The sequence below is a fragment of the Methylobacterium sp. J-067 genome (genome assembly GCF_022829465.1).
GTDB lineage: Bacteria > Pseudomonadota > Alphaproteobacteria > Rhizobiales > Beijerinckiaceae > Methylobacterium > Methylobacterium litchii.
The window spans coordinates 154,945-170,228 of sequence record NZ_JAKSXZ010000110.1; the positions used below are offsets into that span (position 1 = coordinate 154,945).

Below are 15,284 nucleotides of genomic sequence, written 5' to 3' on the forward strand. Positions count from 1 at the left end.
TCCGCCAAGCGCGGCCGAATGTTGCAATGCACGTTTGGCCCGGAGCGGACATGTCCCTGATCGCACGCCTGCGTGCCTACGCGGTGGAGGCCCTGGGGATCGGAGCCTCGGAGGCGCGCGATCCTGCCGACGACACGCATCTGGCCGCGACCGCCCTGCTCGTCCACGTCGCCCGCGTCGACGGTATCCTTGCCCCCGCCGAGAGCGAGCGCCTCGCCCGCCTCGTGGAGGGCCGGTACGCTGACGGGCCCGCCGCCGCCCACGCCCTCATCGCCCGCGCGACCGCCGTGGACACCGAGGTGCGGGACGTGGCGAGCCTCGTGGAGATGATCCCGCACGAAGCCAACGGCGCCGAGCGCGAGGCGCTGCTCGCCATGGCGTGGTCGGTTGCCGGAGCGGACGGCAAGGTGGACGAGTTCGAGGAGGCGCTGGTGGAACGCCTGGGCCGTCTCCTCGGCTTCGATGAGGCGGGCATCGCCGCCGCCCGCCGCAGCGGCCTGTCCGGCGTCCCCGCCGAATGATCGCCAGCCTCGCGCTGATCCTGCTGGCGCAACTCTGCGGCGAGGCCATCGCCCGGGGTTTCGGTCTGCCCGTGCCCGGCCCGGTGATCGGCATGGGGCTGATGTTCGGCTTCCTGCTCCTACGCGATTCCGCTCGCAGTCCCCTCCCACGCCTGCTGCCCCCGCCGTTGGTGGACGGCACGCTCGAGACCATCGCCAAGGGGCTGCTCGCCAACCTCTCGCTGCTGTTCGTGCCGGCGGGCGTCGGCGTCGTCGGCCGGCTCGATCTCCTGAAGACGCAGGGCGCGAAGCTTGCTGTGATCCTTCTGGTCTCGACGGCCGTCTCGCTGCTCACCACCGTCCTCGTCTTCCGGGGCGTCTCGGCCCTGGTCGACCGGCGCGGTCGCAAGGACGAGGGCTAAGCCATGGTGGGGAACGACTTCTCCCTGTGGGTGTATCTCGCCCGCACGCCGCTGCTGTGGCTGACAGTAACGCTCACCGCCTACGTCGCCGCCGACAGGATCGCCGCCGCGACCGGGCGCCATCCGCTCGCGAACCCGGTGCTCGTCGCGGTGGTGTTCGTGGCCGTCGTCCTGGCGCTCACCGACACGCCCTACCCGACCTATTTCGAGGGCGCGCAGTTCGTGCACTTCCTGCTCGGGCCGGCGACGGTGGTGCTGGCCTTCCCGCTCTACGAGCGCCGGGCGACGGTGAAACGCGCCCTGGTGCCGATGCTCGCCGCGCTGGCGGCAGGCTCGGTCGCGACGCTGGTCTGCGTGATCGTGCTGGCGCGGCTGTTCTCGATCCCGCAGCCGATCCTCGTGTCGCTGGCGCCGAAATCCGTAACCTCGGGCGTGGCGATGGGCATCGCCGCGACGCTCGGCGGCGACCCGACGCTCACCGCAATCCTCGTCATCCTCACCGGCATCATCGGGGCGATCCTCGTCACGCCGATGATGGAGGCGTTAAAGATCTCGGACATGCGGGCGCGGGGCTTCGCGGCCGGGCTCGCCGCGCACGGCATCGGCACGGCCCGCGCCTTCCAGGTCAGCGAGGTCGCGGGGACCTTCGCCGGGATCGCGATGGGCCTGAACGCCTTCGTGACCGCGATCCTCGCGCCGCTGGCCCTGCACCTCTTCAGCTAGGGCGTCAGGCGTCGAGCCGGTTGGCCACGTCCTCGGCGAGGGACAGGCTGGATGTCAGGCCGGGGCTCTCGATGCCGAACAGGTGCACGAGGTTCGGAAGCCCGTGCTCGGCCGGTCCCTCAATGCGGAAATCGGCCGCCGCCTCGCCCGGCCCCGTGAGCTTCGGGCGCAGGCCGGCGTAATCCGGGAACAGGGCCCCATCCGGCAGGGCGGGCCAGTACCGGCGGATCGCCTCGTAGAACGAGGCCGCGCGGGCGGGATCGACGCGGTAATCCGGCTCGTCCACCCATTCCACGTCCGGCCCGAACCGCACGCGGCCGTTGAGGTCGAGGGTCAGGTGGATGCCGAGCCCACCGTCGATGCGGGGCGCGGGATAGATCAGGTGCGTGAAGGCCGGCTTGCCGGTGCAGCCGAAATAGTTGCCCCGCGCGAGATGCAGGTGCGGGACCGAAGCCGCCGGGTAGCCCTCCGTTCGGGCGGCGATGGCGGGGGCGCCGAAGCCGGCCGCGTTCACCACCGCGTCGAAGGGCATCGTGTCCGGTTCGTCGCCGCCGAAGCTCGCCTGCCATTGCCCGTCCTCGCGGGCGAGGCGCTGAACCGGGGTGCGCAGGGCGAGCGCGCCGCCGCGATCCTCGATCTCCCCCTGCAGCGCGAGCATGAAGGCGTGGCTGTCGATGATGCCGGTGTTCGGCGAGTACAGAGCCAGCGTGCAGGCGAGGTTCGGTTCGAGTCGCCTGGCCTGATCCGCATCGAGCAGTTCGAGCCCGGCGACGCCGTTCGCCTCGCCCCTGGCGTGGATGTTCGCGATGGCGTCCGCCTCGCCCGCGTCGCAGGCGACGATCAGCTTCCCGCAACGGCGGTGAGGCACCCCCGTCCTCTCGCAGAAGTGGTAAATCTGTTGCGCCCCTTTGACGCAGTTCCGGGCTCGGAGGGAATTCGTGGGGTAATACATCCCCGCATGGATCACCTCCGAACTGCGGGAGGAAACGCCCGTGCCGATCGCCTTCTCGACCTCCGCCACGATCACGGTATGACCCCGTAGCGCGAGCGCGCGTCCGACCGCGAGGCCGACCACCCCCGCCCCCACGACGAGCACGTCCATCAAACGTTCCTCTCCAAATCAAACATATGCGGTTCTTCAGAGCGAAGGGTGACAGGCTCAAACTGTCGTAACCGGCTCCATTTCGTTGATGCATGCATGAAAAAGGGGCCTCCGCGCCTCAAAAAGAGCTTCAAAACAAGTCGTGGAGCCGTTGACGAATGAATGCAATCATAAGTAGTATAGTATCCTAGTGTACACCGGCTTTGGCGGGTCGGCTGTTTTTTGCAGCCGACGGACCACCTGGGGGGAGCCGGAGCACGCCCGCATGCTCATGGCACCGGCGTGAACAGGGCCATGACAAGGCCTGCCGCGCGATGGTGAAAACCAGGGACCGCACGATGACCGATAAGCCGACCGTGGAACTCGCGACCCGGATCTTGACCGCCTACGTCAGTCGCAATCGTGTCCCTGCAACCAATTTGCCCGAGCTCCTGACCGAGATCCATCAGGCAATCGATCACCTCGCCAAACCGAAGCAGCCGACCCTCCAGCGCCCGTCGCCGGCCCAGGTCGCCGCCTCGATCCGCCCGGATGCGATCACCAGCTTCGAGGACGGCAAGCCCTACAAGGCCCTGCGCCGGCACCTGACCCTGCGGGGCCTGACGCCGGAGACCTACCGCGCGAAGTGGGGCCTGCCGGTCGATTACCCGATGGTCTGCGCCACCTACAGCGCCCGCCGCTCGGAAATCTCGCGCGAGATCAGCGTCGGCCAGCAGCAGCGGGCCAAGCTCTCCCTGGTCGAGACGGGCAAGGGCGCGACCGCTACGATTCAGTGACCTGCTGAATCAGCAGCGCCACGAGGCCCGACCAGCCGGTTTGATGCGAGGCGCCGACACCGCGCCCCGTATCCCCGTGGTAGTACTCATAGAACAGGATGTGATCCCGGAAGTGGGGATCCTCCTGTTCGATGTGGCTATCGCCATAGACCGCCCGACACCCGTCCGGCCCCCGTGCCGAGAGGGCGATTAGCCGGCAGGACAACTCGTCCGCGATCTCGCGCAGATTGAGTTTGCGCCCCGATCCGGTCGGCGCCTCGACCGTGAAGTCGGGGCCGAAATAGTCGTAGAAGCGGTGCAGGCTCGCGATGAGCAGGAAGTTCACCGGCATCCAGACGGGACCGCGCCAATTCGAGTTGCCCCCGAACAGGCGGGACCGTGATTCCGCGGGCTCGTAGGCGAGGCCGAGGTCGCGTCCGTCCCAGGGGAAGCAGAACGGTGCCTCCGCATAGGCCCGCGAGACCGCCCGCACCCCGTGATCCGACAGGAACTCGGCCGGATCGAGCATCCGCCGCAGTAGCGCCTTCAGCCGGTGGCCGCGCAGCAGGGAGAGCAGGGCCGAGCGTCCGACCCCCGGCTCGTTCCAGTGGGAGACGAGCCGCCAGAGATCGGGCCGATTCTGCTGGAAGAAGATCAGCCGCTCTCTCAGGCGCGGCAGGCGCTCCACATCCGCCTCCCGCAGCACCGCCACGGCCAGGATCGGGATGAGCCCGACCATGGTCCGCACGCGAATCGGTAGACGCGCCTCGGGCGTCTCGATCACGTCGTAGAAGAAGCCGTCCGCTTCATCCCACACGCCGTCGCCCGTCGCCGCCGCGATGAGGAGGAAGTGCTCGAAGAACTTCCCCGCCATGTCCTCGTAGGTCGAATCCACCAGCGCCAGCTCGATGGCGATTCGCATCAGATTGAGGGCATACATCGCCATCCAGGCGGTGGCGTCGGATTGGGTCAGCGTCGCGCCGCCGCCGAGGGGCTTCGAGCGGTCGAAGATGCCGATGTTGTCGAGGCCGAGGAACCCGCCCTGGAACAGGTTGCGGTCGTTGGCATCCTTGCGGTTCACCCACCACGTGAAATTCAGCGTCAGGCGGTGGAAGACGCGCTTCAGGAAGTCGTGGTCCGGCTGGCCGGTCAGGTTCCGGTCAATCTCGAACACCCGCCACGCCGCCAGGGCGTGGAGCGGCGGGTTCGCATCCTCGAAGCCCCATTCGTAAGCGGGCAGCGCCGCGTTGGGATGGCTGTAGGCGTCGCCGACGAGGAGCAGGATCTGATTCTTCGCGAAGTCCGGGTCGATCATCGCGAAGACGAGGGACTGGAGCGCGAGGTCCCAGGAGGCGAACCAGGGATACTCCCAGGCATCCGGCATCGAGATGATGTCGTTGGCGCGCAGGTGCATCCAATCGTGGTTGCGCCCGTGCCGCCGCTCGGCCGGCGGTGCCGGCTGGCCGGGATCGCCGACCAGCCACTCGCGCACATCGTAATGGTAGAGCTGCTTCGACCACAGCATCCCCGCCAGCGCCTGCCGCTGGACGCGGCGCCGGTCGGGATCGGTGATCGAGGATTGCAGCGCCGCGTAGAAGGCGTCCGCCTCCGTCTCGCGCGTCGCGAAGAGGGCGTCGAAATCCGCGAACGGGTCTCCCTCGGCTTCGGCCGGGCGCAGGCGCAGGCGGATCTCCCGCGTCTCGCCCGGTGCGAGGCGCAACGAGAAGCGGGCGGCGCATTTCGTGCCGGCCCGGTCGTCTACGGCGCTGGGCTCGCCCTGGACGACGTGCCGGTCGATCCCGTCCTTGAACAGACCCTCGGCCGGGCCGACTCCGAACACACGGTGGAGGTTGGTCTCGTTCTCAGTGAACAGCCACCCGTCCGGTCCGTCCGCAGACAGGCGCAGCGGCGACAGTTCCGGGTGGGTCGCGAGGACCCCGCCGGCCTCGTCGCGCCGCAGGGCCGGCTTCTCCATGCCGGGCTGCCACGACCATAGGTTGCGCGCCCAGAACTGCGGCAGAAGGGTGAGGTCCGCTGCGTCCGGCCCGCGATTGGTGGCGCGGACGCGCATCAGGATGTCGTCGGGCGCGGCCTTGGCATAGGCGATCTCGACATCGAAGTACCGGCCTCCATCGAACAGGCCGGTATCGAGCAGCTCGAATTCCGGCTCATCCAGACCTCGGGCGCGGTTTTCCGCGAGCAGGCGCGAATAGGGAAATTCCGCTTGCGGATACTTGTAGATCATCCGCATGAAGGAATGCGTCGGGGTGCCGTCGAGATAGTAATATAGTTCCTTGACGTCCTCGCCGTGATTGCCTTCCTCGTTGGTCAAACCGAACAGCCGCTCCTTCAGGATCGGATCGCGACCATTCCAGAGTGCGAGGGACAGACACCACCTCAGATGTCGCTCGCCGAAACCGCCGATACCGTCTTCGCCCCAGCGATAGGCACGGGAGCGGGCGTGATCGTGAGGGAAATACGTCCACGCATCGCCCCCGGCACTATAGTCTTCTCGGACTGTGCCCCATTGGCGGTCGCTGAGATACGGACCCCACGCCCGCCAGGCGGGGGCGGAGCGCGCGGCAACGAGGCGAAGTCCTTCCACCGTCTCGAAAATTTGCGTCACGCGGTCCACCCTTTTCAGCCCCGACGCTTCCACCGGCGAGCGCCTCCCGTCAAGCCGAGGACACACCTCGTCCGGGAAATGGCAGGTTCCAAGCAACCTAAGCTTGGCCATTCGAACTACTTATGAGATAGTTGGTCGTCGCCCATGGGACGGCGTATCCAGGAGACGACGCCTGTGCCGGGTCTCGACCCCGCCACCCTGTTGATCGCAAGCTGCGCGACGACATTCCTCGTCTGCGTGCAGTTCTTCGTATCATGGCGGCAGCACCCGGACTCGCCGTGCTTGGGGTATTGGGGCGTCGCCCATTTCATCGGCTCCCTGGCCTCGGTCGGGCTGGCGATGCGTGGTCACATCCCGAACTGGATCTCCATCGGCGTCTCCAACGTGGTCATGATCAGCGCCTACGGGCTGATCTGGCGGGGCGTCGGCTCGTTCGAGGGGCGGCGGCGCCATCCCGCTTGGGCGGTGGCCGGGGGTATTGCCTGGGGCTTGCTCTGCCTCATCCCGGAATTCTACGGGTCGATCGCGCAACGGGTGGCCGTCGCCTCCACGTTCGCGGCGCTCTACTGCTTCGGCGGCGCGTGGGATTTCTGGCGCGGGCGAGGGGAGCCCCTGGCCTCGCGCACCGTCGCCGTGGGCCTGCTCGTCGTCTACGGCGTGTGCTACGCCGTGCGGGTGCCGGCGGCCTTCCTGGCCCCCCTGCCGAGGCCGGAGGCGGCCATCGCTTCCTATTGGGTGGCTGTGCTGTGCCTCGCCGCCATGCTGTTCTCCATCGCCTCGGCCTTCACCTTCATCGGCCTCGTGAAGGAGCGCGCAGAGCGGATGCAGAGCGTCGCCGCGCGCACCGATTCGCTGACCGGCATCGCCAACCGCCGGGCCTTCGTGGAGACCGCCGACCGGCTGCTCGCCACCGGCTCCGGCACGGCCCTGCTGCTGTTCGACCTCGACCGCTTCAAGGCGATCAACGACCGGTTCGGGCATGAGGTCGGCGATGCCGTGATCGTGGGCTTCTGCGCGGTGGCGACGGAGACGTTGCCGACACGCACAATGTTCGGCCGGCTCGGGGGCGAGGAATTCGCCTGCCTGCTGATCGGCGCCACGCCAGCTTCGGCCATGCTCGCGGCGGAGCGGGTCCGCCGGACCTTCGCCGCTGTCGCCCTGCCGGACATGCCCGACCTCACCCTCAGCGTCAGCGTGGGGGTTGCCGTGGCGACGCCCGATTGCGACTTCGACCGGCTGTTGCGTCGGGCCGACGAGGCGCTCTACGTGGCGAAGAAGGGCGGACGGGACAGGGTCGAGATGGCCGAGTACGTCCTGCGCGTGGCGTAAGGCGCCCCGCGCCGCCCCATCGCAGGGATGCCATGGAATCGACCGAACGCCTGGACCGGCTGGAGATGCGCCTCACCGAGCAGGAGGCCACCGTCGAGGATTTGAACCGCATCGTCACCGACCAGTGGCGGCAGATCGACCGGCTCACCCGCCTCGTGTCGGCGCTGCGCGAGCAGGTTGAGGAGGCGACGGCGCGGGCCGCGCAGCGCGGGCCGGAACCGCCGCCTCCCCATTACTGATACCGGGTCAGAAGTTCGCCTGGGTGACGAACTTCGTCACGAGGTAGGCGTCCAGCGCCTCCGGCCCGCCCTCGCTGCCGTAGCCGGAATCCTTCACGCCGCCGAAGGGCACCTCCGGCAGGGCGAGGCCGTGGTGGTTGATGGAGATCATGCCGCTCTCCACCTGATTCATCACCCGCGCCGACCGCTCCACCGAGCGGGTGTAGGCGTAGGCGGCGAGGCCGTAGGGCAGGCGGTTCGCCTCGGCGAAGGCCTCGTCGTCGTCCGAGAAGCGGTTGATGATCGCGACGGGCCCGAAGGGCTCCTCGTTCATCAGCCGTGACGACAGCGGCACCTCGGTGAAGACCGTCGGCTCGAAGAAGTTGCCCCGGTTACCGATCCGCTTGCCGCCCGTCCGCAGGGTGGCCCCGGCCGACTCGGCGTCGGCGGTCAGGGATTCGATGGCATCGAGACGGCGGCTGTGGATCAGCGGCCCCATCTTGGTCTCGGGGTCGAGCCCGTCGCCCACCTTCACGCCCTTGGCAAAGTCGCTGAAGCCCTGCACGAACCGGTCGAACACCGAATCGTGGACGAGGAAGCGCGTCGGCGACACGCAGACTTGGCCCGCGTTGCGGAACTTCGACGGCGCCAGGACCGAGACCGCTTTCTCCACGTCGGCATCGCCGAACACGATGGCCGGGGCGTGCCCGCCGAGTTCCATCGTCGCACGCTTCATGTGCTCGCCGGCCAGGGCCGCGAGCTTCTTGCCCACCACGGTCGAGCCGGTGAACGAGATCTTCCGGATGACGGGGTGCGGGATGAGATAGGCTGAGATCTCCCCCGGATCGCCGTAGACGAGGGACAGGGCGTCGCCGGGGATTCCGGCATCGAGGAAGGCGCGGACCAGTTCGGCGCAGCTCGCCGGGGTGTCCTCCGGCCCCTTCAGGATCACGGTACAGCCGGTGCAGAGCGCCGCCGAGATCTTGCGCACCGCCTGGTTGATCGGGAAGTTCCAGGGCGTGAAGCACGCGACGGGGCCGACGGGCTCCTTCACTACGGCCTGCAGCACGCCGTCGGCGCGGGCAGGGATCACACGGCCATAGGCGCGCTTTCCCTCCTCGGCGAACCAATCGATGATGTCGGCGGCGGCCAGGGTCTCGACCTTCGCCTCGGCCAGGGGCTTGCCCTGCTCCATCGTCATCACGCGGGCGATGGCATCGACGCGCTCGCGCAGGAGATCGGCCGCCCTGCGCATGCGCTTGCAGCGCTCGAACGGGGCGACGGAACGCCATTGCGGGAAGGCGCGGCCGGCGGCTTCCAGGGCCTCGTCGAGGTCGGCCGTCGTGGCGACCGCACACTGGCCGATGGTCTCACCCGTCGCCGGGTTGAGCACGGGCAGGGTCCGGCTCTCCGCGCCGGAGCGCCAGCGCCCGGCAATGTGCAGGTCGGTGTTCGGATACATATCTCGCTCCCCGGACGGCCGCCGATGGACGGCCGATCACCCTGCCGGATTTCGGCACGGGGGAGGGCGGTCGGCAATCCCGAAAACGAGATCGCAGCCCCGCCTCGGACGTGACCCTTAGGCGGCGCGCTTGGCGGCGGCGACCGGCTTGGCCGGTGGCGTGACCACGACAGGGCTGCCCCGGTGTGCCTGGAGCGTCGCGCCCTTCGGCACGATCTGCCAGCCCTCGCGGCACCCGTCGATGGGCTCGGAGACGACCACGAGCCCGCAAGGACCTTCGCGGAAGTAGAGGCTCGGCGGCCGGTTGTCCGACGCCCAGCGATAGGCGGTCAGCGCCTCGCCGTCCGTCACCACAGCGGTGAAGCGCAGCGCCTCCGTCACGTTGGCCGCCTGCATCAGGCCTCGGATCGTCTCAATGGTGCGAGCCATGGCCCCGACCGGATCCTCGGCGAGGCCGTTCGCCAGGGCGAGGAGGAAGATCGCCTCGGAATCGGTGCTGCCCCGGCGGCTGTCGTACAACTCGTCCGGGATCAGCGCTTCGAGGCGGCGCTTGATGCGGCAATACCCGCCGATCTGGCCGTTGTGCATGAACAGGTGCCGGCCATGGGCGAAGGGGTGGCAGTTCGCCCGCGCGGTGGCCGTGCCGGTGGCGGCGCGGACATGGGCGAAGAAGGTGCGCGCCCGAACCTGCCCGCAGAGGTTGACGAGGTTCTCGTCGGACCACGCGGGCGAGATGTCGCGATAGACGCCCGGTTCCGCCCGTTCCCCGTACCAGCCGATGCCGAAGCCGTCCCCGTTGGTCTCGGTCTTCCCTTCGTCGGCGTGCAGGGACTGATGCACGAGCGAGTGCGTCGGCGCGCAGACGAGGTCGGAGAGAAAGACCGGCTCACCGCTGTAGGCGAGGAAGCGGCACATGATCGGACCCAGTTCCTCAGACGCGAAATGGCGGGGAATCCGCTCGGACGCGGACCCGGCCTGAACGCCGGGATGCGTCATATAAGTGTAATCGTCGCGCCGGTTCGGTGAACAGTTTCTTAACCGCCCCCGCCCTGCGCATATTTGAGGCGTCACGCCTGCGTGGGCGGCGAGCTGACCGCTGGGCAGGCATGAGCCACGCTTCTGCGACTCTTGTAGGCGGCTTCATGGCGGGCCAGCATGGCCGAATCGGGGAATCACTCGCGGGTTTCGGCGTGTTGCCCCCGCGAGAGGCATTGCCCCCTTCATAGACAGGAGCCTTCAATGGACTGCGCACGCACCGAGAGTCACGCCCCCGTCGCCCTCGTGGTGGAGGACGACGCGGCGATCCGAGACCTCGCGACGGCGGTCCTTGAGGAAACCGATCTCGGCGTCATCGCCTGTGAGAGCGCGGAAGACGCCCTCTCCGTGTTGGAGCGGGACGACGTGACCGTCGCGCTGCTGTTCGCCGACATCCGACTGCCCGGCAAGATGGACGGCGTCACCCTTGCCAAGGCGGTTGAGCGGCGCTGGCCCGATGTGCGGGTGATCGTCACCTCCGGCGCCAAGCAGGACGTGGCCCTGCCGCGCGGCGCCGTGTTCATGCAGAAGCCGTGGCGCGCCCTCGACGTGCTCGTCCAGGCCGAGCGCGCCACGATGGAAACCAAGAAGGCGGCCTGACGCCGCTTTCTCACCGCCAAACGGAAAAGGCCCGGACCGTCGAACGGTCCGGGCCTTTTCCAAGTCCGGTTGGTCATCCCGCCGTGACGGCGGGAGAGCCGAATTAGGCCGCTGTGGCGGGAGCGGCGTTGGCAGCCGAGAACTGATTGTTCTGCTGCGGCGTGGCGGCGGGCAGGCCGGGACGACGACCGGCGCCGGCAACCCGGGGCTTCGGCTTCGGAGCGGCGATCAGCCCCTCGCGGATCGCGGTCTTGCGGGCCTGCTTGCGGGCGCGGCGGACGGCCTCGGCCTTCTCGCGAGCGCGGCGCACGGACGGCTTCTCGTAAGCCTTGCGCTGCTTCATCTCGCGGAAGATGCCCTCGCGTTGCATCTTCTTCTTGAGGACGCGGAGCGCCTGGTCGACGTTGTTATCGCGGACGAGTACCTGCAACGGAAAAGATCCTTTGGCCTAAGTCTGTGGAACGCGCGACCAGTCGCCGATGCGTAAACCGACAAAGTCCCTCGGCCGGATCGAACCGGGGAGGGATGCACGGATCGGTCTACGAATCGGCACGTGGAACGCGCCTTGGCGGGGCTTCTACACCAAGCGCCGCCGAGTTCCAAGACACGCGCGTAGCGTTCGCGCCTGACATGCGAGGTCGATTTGGCCTTCGTGCGGCGGGAGATGCTATGCTCCGGCCATGACGCACGACCAATCGCAGCAATTCGCCAGCGACAACTACTCCGGCATCTGCCCGGAGGCCTGGGCCGCGATGGAGGCCGCGAATTCCGGCCACGCCCCGGCCTATGGCGAGGATGCCTGGACCGTCCGTGCGGCGGACGCCTTCCGCACCCTGTTCGAGACTCCCTGCGAGGTGTTCTTCGCCTTCAACGGCACCGCCGCGAACGCGCTCGCTTTGGCCGCCCTGTGCCAATCCTACCACAGCGTCATCTGCGTCGACTCGGCCCATGTCGAGACCGACGAGTGCGGCGCGCCGGAATTCTTCTCCAACGGCTCGAAGCTGCTCACCGTCCGCACCGAAGGCGGCAAGCTGACGCCGCAGGCGATCCGCGCGCTCGCCACCAACCGCAACGACATCCACTTCCCCCGGCCGCGCGTGGTGACGATCACCCAGCCGACCGAGACGGGTCAGGTCTATTCGCTGCGCGAGATCGGCGCCCTGTCGGAGGAGTGCCGCCGCCTCGGCCTCGCGCTCCACATGGACGGGTCGCGCTTCGCCAACGCCTGCGCCAGCCTCGGCTGCAGCCCCGCCGACATGACGTGGCGGGCGGGCGTCGATGTGCTGTGCTTCGGCGGTACCAAGAACGGCATGCATGCCGGCGAGGCGGTGGTGTTCTTCGACGCCAAGCTCGCGGAGGATTTCGGCTACCGCTGCAAGCAGGCGGGCCAGCTCGCCTCGAAGATGCGCTTCCTCGCGGCCCCCTGGGTCGGAATGCTGGAGAGCGGCGCGTGGCTGCGCAACGGCGCCCACGGCAACGCTTGCGCGACGCGCTTCGCCGAGGCCGTGGCGGGTCTGCCGGGCGTGCGCGCCCTGTTCCCGGTGGAGGCGAACGCGGTGTTCCTCAGCCTGCCGCCGGCCATGGCGGAGGGGCTGCGGGCGCGGGGCTGGCGCTTCTACACCTTCATCGGCGGGGGCGCCCGGTTCATGTTCGGCTGGGACGCGCAGGACCAGCGCGTCGATGCGCTGATCGCCGACCTGCGGTCGCTCGCTGCGGTTGCGGCCTGACGCCCGTTCAGATCAGCGCGAGATTGGCCGGATCGTTGCCGGGGAAAATCCGTCGCAGGGCGTTCTGGTCGAGGCCGTAGAGGCGCCCGAGCAGGCCCGAGAGCAGCGCGCGGTAATCGGTCAGCACTGGCCAGTCGCGGTTCTGGAACAGGTGGGCCTCGTCCGCGCGGACCTGCGGGCCGGCGATCCGCCCGCCCCGCACCCCGCCGCCGAGCACCCAATAGACCGAGCCGTGGCCGTGATCGGTGCCGCGCGAGCCGTTCTCGCGGAAGGTGCGGCCGAATTCCGAGACGACCACCACCACCGTGTCGGACCAGCCCGGCCCGATCTCCTCCACGAAGCCGGCGATGCCCCGGCCGAGTTCGCCCATGCGTTCGGCGAGGTAACCCTTGGCCCCGCCCTGGTTCACGTGGGTGTCCCAGCCGCCGACATCCACGAAGCCGAGATTGAACGTGTCGCGCATCAGGCGGCCAATCCGCCGGGCGGAGAGTTCGAAGCCGCGCGGCGAGGTCGCGCCGCGATCCGCTTGCTCGGCGTGGTTCGAGATCGACTGGTAGACCTCGTCCCGGACGCGGAATCCCTCCGAGACGGCGCCAGCCAGGGGTGTGTCGTGGTACATCGCGGCGATGAGCTTCGCCTGCCTCTCGTCGATGCCCGGCTTGCCGACCCCTGTGATGGCCATGTTCGGCACCGGCTCCCCGCCGCCCCGGAAGATCAGCGGCAATTGCTCGGTGAAGGCGATGGGCCGCACGCGGGTCAGCTCGGTCGCGAGCCTCGCCATGAAACCGGAATTGTAGTCTCGCGAGGCGCCGACCGTCTGGCCGAGTTCGATCGTGTCCTGCGTTTCGAAATGGCTGCGGGTCAGGTCGTCGGTGCCGGCGAAGGGCACGAAGGCCGCCTGTCCCTTGGCGTAGAGCGGCATGATCGTGTCGCGCAGCGCCGGGTGAAGGCCCCAATCGCCGTCGAGGGCGAGCGCGTCCTGCCGCGAGACGGCGAGGTTCGGCCGCACGCGATAGTAGAAGTCGCTGCCGGTCGGGATCACGACGTTGGCCGCGTCGTAGGCGCCACGCAGGAACACGACGAGAAGCCGGGCGTCCGCCTTGGGTGCGGCCCAGACGCGGCCGGCGACGGTGGAGAGGCCGAGGCCGGCGCCGAGGCCGAGGAGATCGCGACGGTTCATCGGGCGAATTCCGGTGAGGCGAGGTAGAGCGTGTTCCAGTCCTGCGGCGAAATCGCCTGCGCCAGGGCCGCGCGGGTCGCCGTGCCGAGGCCGGCTTCGAGAGTGGTGAAGAACAGGCCGTTGGCGAGAAGCGGAAAGGCCGGCGCGTCGGGCTCGTCGCCGGAGGAAGCCTTGAACAGGCCCGCCGGGCCGGAGCCGATCTGCCGGGCCACCTCGAACCGGGCGGACATCTGCCCCGGCCCCATCCAGGCCGCCGGATCGATCGGGTAGCCATCCGGGGTGGTGCGGGCGAACAGACCCTCGCCGAGGCGGTTCAGCCAGCCGATGACCGGGCCGGTGTTGAGGATCACGCGGCCGTCATAGGCCATGCGCAGGGCCGAGAGGACGTAGCGCATCGGGTCCTTGAATCCGCCGTCCCGCGTGGCGGCGAAGGGCGAGCTGTGGACCAGGGCGTCCAACACGGAGGCGATGTCGCCGTCCGTGCGGGTGAAGACCGCCGCGAGCGTGCTCGCCAAGGCGTCGTCGGGGGCATGGCCGAGATAGTAGGTGGCCAATGCGCGGGTGACGTTGCGCGCCGTCGCGGGGGAGCGGGCGATCAGGTCGAGGGCTTCCTCGACCTCGCCGAAGCCACGGCCCTTGATCGTATGGCCGAGGAAGAGCTTGTCGCCGTAATCGTGCCGGTTTGGGTTGAAGACGAACAGCCCCTCGCGCAGCAGGTCGGCCCGGTGCTCCGGCCTCACTTTGATTTCGTCGCGGTTGGGGGCGATGCCGACGCCGGTGAGGATCCGCGCCAGGGCCTCGACATCGGCCTGGGTGTAGCCGGAGCCGACGCCCATCGTGTGCAGTTCCATGATCTCGCGGGCGTAGTTCTCGTTGATGTGGCCTGCCGCGTTGTCGGTGTTGTCGAGGTAGCGCAGCATCGCCGGGTGCCGGAGCGTGGCCTCCAACAGGTCGCGGAAGCGGCCCAGCGCGTGCGGGCGGATGGCGGTGTCGACGTAATCGCCGACCCAGATGCGTACCGGCCCCTTGGCCTGATGCACGTTGAACCGGTTGAACCAGAACCACGTCAGACGCTCGCGCAACTGGTCCGGCGCGTAGAGGGCGCGCAGGATCGCGACGGAGGTGGAATGGCGGGCGTCGGCATTCAGAAGCGCCTGGTGATACTGGTGCGCGCTCTTGCGGGCTTCGGGATCGGGCTCGGCGTCGGCGGCCCGTCTCAGAGCGAACAGATAGAGGGTGTGCTCGTAGAGCCCGTCCCGTGGCCTCTCGTTCACCACGCTCTGCACGGCGGCGGGGAGCGGCGAGACGGCCGGCGGATGAAGCTGCTCCCTCAGCCATGCCTCGCGGCCCTTGGCGCGCAGCTCCCCGAAGGAGGTCGGCGAGACGCCCCAGGTGAGGGCGTCGAGGAAGGCGGCGTCCTCAGTTGCCGAGGGCGCGGCCGATAGCGGCGAGGCGGCCAGCCACAGCGCGGCACCGGCCAGAATCGACGTCCAGGCGGGTCGCATCATCGGTTCGGGTCCTTTCCACGCCCGTCGTTGCCGGCAACCGTGACGGTGAAGCGGGAGAGTGTCCGCGATGTGTCGCGAAGTTTGCGTTGCGTTGCAG

The 15,284-nt window shown here is 68.7% G+C and carries 15 protein-coding genes; 8 read left to right on the plus strand and 7 right to left on the minus strand.

Features of this window, described 5'->3' with window-relative positions:
* Positions 1–50: 50 nt before the first annotated feature.
* From MKK52_RS15820 to MKK52_RS15830, 3 genes are read left to right on the plus strand one after another with little or no spacing between them, the layout of a single operon-like run.
* Positions 51–521 carry a TerB family tellurite resistance protein gene (locus MKK52_RS15820; RefSeq protein ID WP_243955420.1) on the plus strand — a complete coding sequence of 157 codons (471 nt, stop codon included), beginning with the start codon at positions 51–53 and terminating at the stop codon, positions 519–521.
* Positions 518–922, plus strand: a complete 405-nt coding sequence (locus MKK52_RS15825; RefSeq protein WP_243955422.1) for a CidA/LrgA family protein — start codon at positions 518–520, stop codon at positions 920–922. Before MKK52_RS15820 ends, MKK52_RS15825 begins: the two co-directional genes overlap by 4 nt.
* 6 nt (positions 923–928) lie before the next feature.
* Positions 929–1,645, plus strand: a complete 717-nt coding sequence (locus tag MKK52_RS15830) for an LrgB family protein (RefSeq protein WP_409564689.1) — start codon at positions 929–931, stop codon at positions 1,643–1,645.
* A gap of 4 nt (positions 1,646–1,649) precedes the next feature.
* Here the strand turns inward: MKK52_RS15830 and MKK52_RS15835 are convergent, their stop codons facing one another.
* Positions 1,650–2,747 (minus strand): NAD(P)/FAD-dependent oxidoreductase, encoded by a 1,098-nt coding sequence (locus MKK52_RS15835; protein WP_243955425.1) that lies wholly within the window; start codon positions 2,745–2,747, stop codon positions 1,650–1,652.
* Between the two features lie 338 nt (positions 2,748–3,085).
* On the opposite strand from MKK52_RS15835, the gene MKK52_RS15840 reads away from it, so the two are divergent.
* Positions 3,086–3,523 carry a MucR family transcriptional regulator gene (locus MKK52_RS15840; protein ID WP_243955427.1) on the plus strand — a complete coding sequence of 146 codons (438 nt, stop codon included), beginning with the start codon at positions 3,086–3,088 and terminating at the stop codon, positions 3,521–3,523.
* Here the strand turns inward: MKK52_RS15840 and MKK52_RS15845 are convergent.
* Entirely contained in the window at positions 3,510–6,137 is a 2,628-nt protein-coding gene (locus MKK52_RS15845; protein ID WP_409564682.1) for an MGH1-like glycoside hydrolase domain-containing protein, read from the minus strand. The two genes, MKK52_RS15840 and MKK52_RS15845, sit on opposite strands and share 14 nt — an antisense overlap.
* A 165-nt stretch (positions 6,138–6,302) precedes the next feature.
* On the opposite strand from MKK52_RS15845, the gene MKK52_RS15850 reads away from it, so the two are divergent.
* Together MKK52_RS15850 and MKK52_RS15855 are read left to right on the plus strand one after the other, a co-directional pair.
* Positions 6,303–7,457 (plus strand): sensor domain-containing diguanylate cyclase, encoded by a 1,155-nt coding sequence (locus MKK52_RS15850; protein WP_243955429.1) that lies wholly within the window; start codon positions 6,303–6,305, stop codon positions 7,455–7,457.
* A 32-nt stretch (positions 7,458–7,489) separates the two neighbouring features.
* The gene (locus MKK52_RS15855) at positions 7,490–7,696 is read left to right on the plus strand and encodes a SlyX family protein (RefSeq protein WP_243955430.1); all 207 of its coding nucleotides are present in this window, start codon (positions 7,490–7,492) and stop codon (positions 7,694–7,696) included.
* A 7-nt stretch (positions 7,697–7,703) separates the two neighbouring features.
* On the opposite strand, the gene MKK52_RS15860 is transcribed toward MKK52_RS15855, so the two are convergent.
* Both MKK52_RS15860 and MKK52_RS15865 read right to left on the minus strand, forming a co-directional pair.
* Positions 7,704–9,137 (minus strand): NAD-dependent succinate-semialdehyde dehydrogenase, encoded by a 1,434-nt coding sequence (locus MKK52_RS15860; RefSeq protein WP_243955431.1) that lies wholly within the window; start codon positions 9,135–9,137, stop codon positions 7,704–7,706.
* Between the two features lie 117 nt (positions 9,138–9,254).
* On the minus strand, positions 9,255–10,052 hold the full coding sequence (locus MKK52_RS15865) for a class II glutamine amidotransferase (protein ID WP_243955867.1): 798 nt from the start codon (positions 10,050–10,052) through the stop codon (positions 9,255–9,257).
* Between the two features lie 324 nt (positions 10,053–10,376).
* Here MKK52_RS15865 and MKK52_RS15870 point away from each other — a divergent pair, with 324 nt between their 5' ends.
* Complete coding sequence (locus MKK52_RS15870; RefSeq protein WP_243955432.1) at positions 10,377–10,772, plus strand: response regulator; 396 nt, start codon at positions 10,377–10,379, stop codon at positions 10,770–10,772.
* 103 nt (positions 10,773–10,875) lie between these two features.
* On the opposite strand, the gene rpsU is transcribed toward MKK52_RS15870, so the two are convergent.
* Positions 10,876–11,202 carry a 30S ribosomal protein S21 gene (gene rpsU, locus MKK52_RS15875; protein WP_243955433.1) on the minus strand — a complete coding sequence of 109 codons (327 nt, stop codon included), beginning with the start codon at positions 11,200–11,202 and terminating at the stop codon, positions 10,876–10,878.
* A 250-nt stretch (positions 11,203–11,452) separates the two neighbouring features.
* Between rpsU and MKK52_RS15880 the strand changes: the two genes are divergently transcribed.
* A complete protein-coding gene (locus MKK52_RS15880) occupies positions 11,453–12,499 on the plus strand; it encodes a threonine aldolase family protein (protein ID WP_243955434.1) in 1,047 nt (348 codons plus the stop codon).
* Between the two features lie 7 nt (positions 12,500–12,506).
* On the opposite strand, the gene MKK52_RS15885 is transcribed toward MKK52_RS15880, so the two are convergent.
* Both MKK52_RS15885 and MKK52_RS15890 read right to left on the minus strand, forming a co-directional pair.
* A complete protein-coding gene (locus MKK52_RS15885; protein ID WP_243955435.1) occupies positions 12,507–13,679 on the minus strand; it encodes a DUF1501 domain-containing protein in 1,173 nt (390 codons plus the stop codon).
* Positions 13,676–15,187, minus strand: a complete 1,512-nt coding sequence (locus MKK52_RS15890) for a DUF1800 domain-containing protein (RefSeq protein WP_243955436.1) — start codon at positions 15,185–15,187, stop codon at positions 13,676–13,678. Before MKK52_RS15890 ends, MKK52_RS15885 begins: the two co-directional genes overlap by 4 nt.
* Positions 15,188–15,284: the final 97 nt, after the last annotated feature.